Here is a 3,114-nt window from a genome sequence, read left to right on the forward strand (position 1 = left end):
CCTCCGAGCGGGGGCTCGGCCTCCGGCTGGCGGAACCGGTGCCTCCGGGCGGGGAAACCGGCGCGGACCCGGGAACGTCCCCGGTTTTCCCCCTTACGGGATGTCACAGGTCCGCAGCAAACCGGGCAGGTTGGGGCAGCGCCGTCACCTGCGCGCGACCGACCAGGTACGTTCGATTACGTGGCTGGATTCAGGATGGGACGCGGCCGGGACTCCCGCTCCGCGCAGCAGCAGGCGTCGCAGCAAGGGCAGCAGCCGTACGGGGCACCGTACGGCGGCCGTCCCGTGCCTCCTCCGCACGGGCAGCAGGGGCAGTACGGACAGCCCGGCCCCCGCGCGCCGTACGGACAGCAGGCGCCGCAGGGCCGGCACCCGGACCAGTGGCAGCAGCCGTACGGCGGTGGGCCGGGCGACGAGCCGGAGTACTTCGGCGACGGCGGCCACGGCGCGGACCCGTACGCCAACTCCCCGGGCCACACGCAGGCGTTCCGCATAGACGAGGGCCAGGACCCGTACGGCGCCCCGTACGACCCGTACGACGGCGGGGACGACCGGGTGAGCACCTATCGGGCCGGCCAGGACCCGGTGGTGCCGGCGGGGCCGCGGCTGCCCTGGAAGGAGCTGCTGAGCGGGATCGTGCTGCGCCCCGGGCCCACGTTCTGGCAGATGCGGGACTACCCCGTGTGGGGTCCGGCGCTGGTCGTCACCTTCGTCTACGGCCTGCTGGCGGTCTTCGGCTTCGACAAGGCGCGCCAGGACGTCCTGAACGCCACGCTGTCCAACAGCATCCCGTGGGTGGTGATCAGCGGCATCGCCATGATCATCAGCGGGCTGCTGCTGGGCGCGGTCACCCATACGCTGGCACGGCAGCTCGGCGGCAACGGGACCTGGCAGCCGACGGTGGGCCTGTCCATGCTGATCATGGCGATCACGGACGCGCCGCGGCTGCTCTTCGCGATGTTCCTGGGCGGGGACAGCCCGCTGGTGCAGGTGCTGGGCTGGGCGACGTGGGTGGCGGCGGGGGCGCTGTTCACGTCGATGGTGAGCAAGTCGCACGATCTGGCGTGGCCGAAGGCGCTGGGGGCGTCGTCGATCCAGCTGGTGGCGCTGTTGGCGCTGGTGAAGCTGGGGACGCTGTAGCGGCGTCGGTACGGACACGGAAAGGGCCCCCCGCGGTGCGCGGGGCCCTTTCAGGTGGTGAGACGTCGGGTCGGACGCCGGGTCAGGCGTCGAGGACCTGGCCCTCGCGCTGGACGACGGGCGGCTCGACGGACCAGGGGAAGTTGATCCACTCGTCGGTCTTCTTCCACACGTACTCGCACTTCACGAGCGAGTGGCTCTTCTCGTAGATCACCGCGCTGCGGACCTCGGCGACGTGGTCGAGGCAGAAGTCGTGCACGAGCTTCAGCGTCTTGCCGGTGTCGGCGACGTCGTCGGCGATCAGGACCTTCTTGTTGGAGAAGTCGATCGCGTTGGGCACCGGCGCGAGCATCACGGGCATCTCGAGGGTGGTGCCGACGCCGGTGTAGAACTCCACGTTGACCAGGTGGATGTTCTTGCAGTCCAGGGCGTAGGCGAGACCGCCCGCGACGAAGACGCCGCCCCGGGCGATGGAGAGCACGACGTCCGGCTCGTAGCCGTCGTCGGCGATGGTCTGGGCCAGCTCACGGATGGCCCGGCCGAAGAGGTCGTAGGTGAGGTTCTCGCGCACGGCGCTGGTGTCGGACATGTCAGACCTGGGTCCTATGGAAGTTCAGATAGGAGCGGGAGGGGGTCGGCCCGCGCTGGCCCTGGTAGCGGGAGCCGTAGCGCTCGGAGCCGTACGGGTGCTCGGAGGGCGAGGTGAGCCGGAACATGCAGAGCTGCCCGATCTTCATCCCCGGCCAGAGCTTGATCGGAAGCGTCGCCACGTTGGACAGCTCGAGCGTCACGTGCCCGGAGAACCCGGGGTCGATGAAGCCGGCCGTGGAGTGCGTGAGCAGCCCGAGCCGGCCGAGGCTGGACTTCCCCTCCAGCCGGGAGGCGATGTCGTCGGGGAGGCTGATGACCTCGTAGGTGGAGGCCAGCACGAACTCACCGGGGTGGAGGATGAACGCCTCGTCGCCCTCCGGCTCGACCAGCCGGGTCAGATCGCTCTGCTCCATGGCGGGGTCGATGTGCGGGTAGCGGTGGTTCTCGAACACCCGGAAGAAACGGTCCAGCCGTACATCGATGCTCGACGGCTGCACCATCGAGGCATCGTACGGATCGATACTCACCCGCCCGGCGTCGATCTCGGCCCGGATGTCCTTGTCTGAGAGAAGCACGGTGGCAGGTTACGCGGACAAAGCGGGCCCGGCCCAATCGGACCGGGCCCGCGAGGGTCTTTCGCCATCGGTTCGAGTGGCGGCGACGTGACGTGGACCGGCTCGCCGGGCCCTTGCGCGTGACCGCTCACGACCGGTTGTTACCGCTCGCTACCGTTCCTTACCGCTTCCCGACGAGGTGGGGCACCGGCACGGCGCTGCGCAGCCGCGCACAGCGCGGGCAGCGCAGCAGCCGCCCGGGCCCGAGCCGGCCGGAGCCGAGGTGCTGCATCGGGAACGAGGCGGTGCTGAAGACGTGCCCCTCGGCACAACGAACGACGGTGCGCTGCTCCATCGAGTCCCTCTCCCCAAGGTGGTCCATACGTACTGGGACGACAAAAGCCACATTAGGGGATGACCCGGGCGCACTCGAAGGCGGCACTCCGACCCCACGGTACGCCCCAACTCCCGCGCTCCGCGCGCGTGTCCCCCACCCCCGACACCACAAGGGCCCCGCGGCGCGTACGCCGGGGGCCCGGATGGGGTACAGTGTGCGACGGTGAGACCTCAAGAGGTCGCTCACGCGGGTGTAGTTTAATGGTAGAACATGAGCTTCCCAAGCTCAGAGCGCGGGTTCGATTCCCGTCACCCGCTCCAAGAAAAGCCCCAGGCCAACGGCCCGGGGCTTTGTTGTTGCCCGGACCGCGCCAGGCGTTGGCCCGATCATCCGCCGCAGCCCCGATGTGCCGGGGACGTGTTCGTGATCGACGCCCTACGCGGCTGGGGCCCGCGTCCTCCGGGGGCGGGCCCGACCGGCCCCCGCCGGTCG

4 protein-coding genes and 1 tRNA gene are annotated in these 3,114 nt (G+C 70.0%); 2 read left to right on the forward strand and 3 right to left on the reverse strand.

Annotated features, from left to right (window positions below):
* The first annotated feature begins 180 nt into the window (after window positions 1-180).
* Window positions 181-1,140 (forward strand): YIP1 family protein, encoded by a 960-nt coding sequence (locus tag ACSNOD_RS29985; protein WP_436770230.1) that lies wholly within the window; start codon window positions 181-183, stop codon window positions 1,138-1,140.
* 82 nt (window positions 1,141-1,222) lie between these two features.
* Here the strand turns inward: ACSNOD_RS29985 and ACSNOD_RS29990 are convergent, their stop codons facing one another.
* The 3 genes from ACSNOD_RS29990 to ACSNOD_RS30000 form a co-directional block, all read right to left on the reverse strand.
* Window positions 1,223-1,729, reverse strand: coding sequence for a phosphoribosyltransferase (locus ACSNOD_RS29990; protein WP_436770231.1), 507 nt, complete (start codon window positions 1,727-1,729; stop codon window positions 1,223-1,225).
* A gap of 1 nt (window position 1,730) precedes the next feature.
* On the reverse strand, window positions 1,731-2,306 hold the full coding sequence (gene dcd / locus ACSNOD_RS29995; RefSeq protein WP_436770232.1) for a dCTP deaminase: 576 nt from the start codon (window positions 2,304-2,306) through the stop codon (window positions 1,731-1,733).
* Window positions 2,307-2,466: 160 nt separating this feature from the next.
* Window positions 2,467-2,640: a hypothetical protein gene (locus ACSNOD_RS30000; protein WP_436770233.1), complete on the reverse strand. Its 174-nt coding sequence runs from the start codon at window positions 2,638-2,640 to the stop codon at window positions 2,467-2,469.
* 228 nt (window positions 2,641-2,868) lie between these two features.
* Here ACSNOD_RS30000 and ACSNOD_RS30005 point away from each other — a divergent pair.
* Window positions 2,869-2,942, forward strand: a tRNA-Gly gene (locus ACSNOD_RS30005).
* Window positions 2,943-3,114: the final 172 nt, after the last annotated feature.

This window comes from Streptomyces sp. URMC 123, from assembly GCF_051386515.1.
Lineage (GTDB): Bacteria > Actinomycetota > Actinomycetes > Streptomycetales > Streptomycetaceae > Streptomyces.

Coding starts and splice junctions, on each gene's coding strand:
- ACSNOD_RS30000 (WP_436770233.1), bottom strand. CDS start 2,640: ATGGAGCAGCGCACCGTCGTTCGTTGTGCCGAGGGGCACGTCTTCAGC.
- ACSNOD_RS29990 (WP_436770231.1), bottom strand. CDS start 1,729: ATGTCCGACACCAGCGCCGTGCGCGAGAACCTCACCTACGACCTCTTC.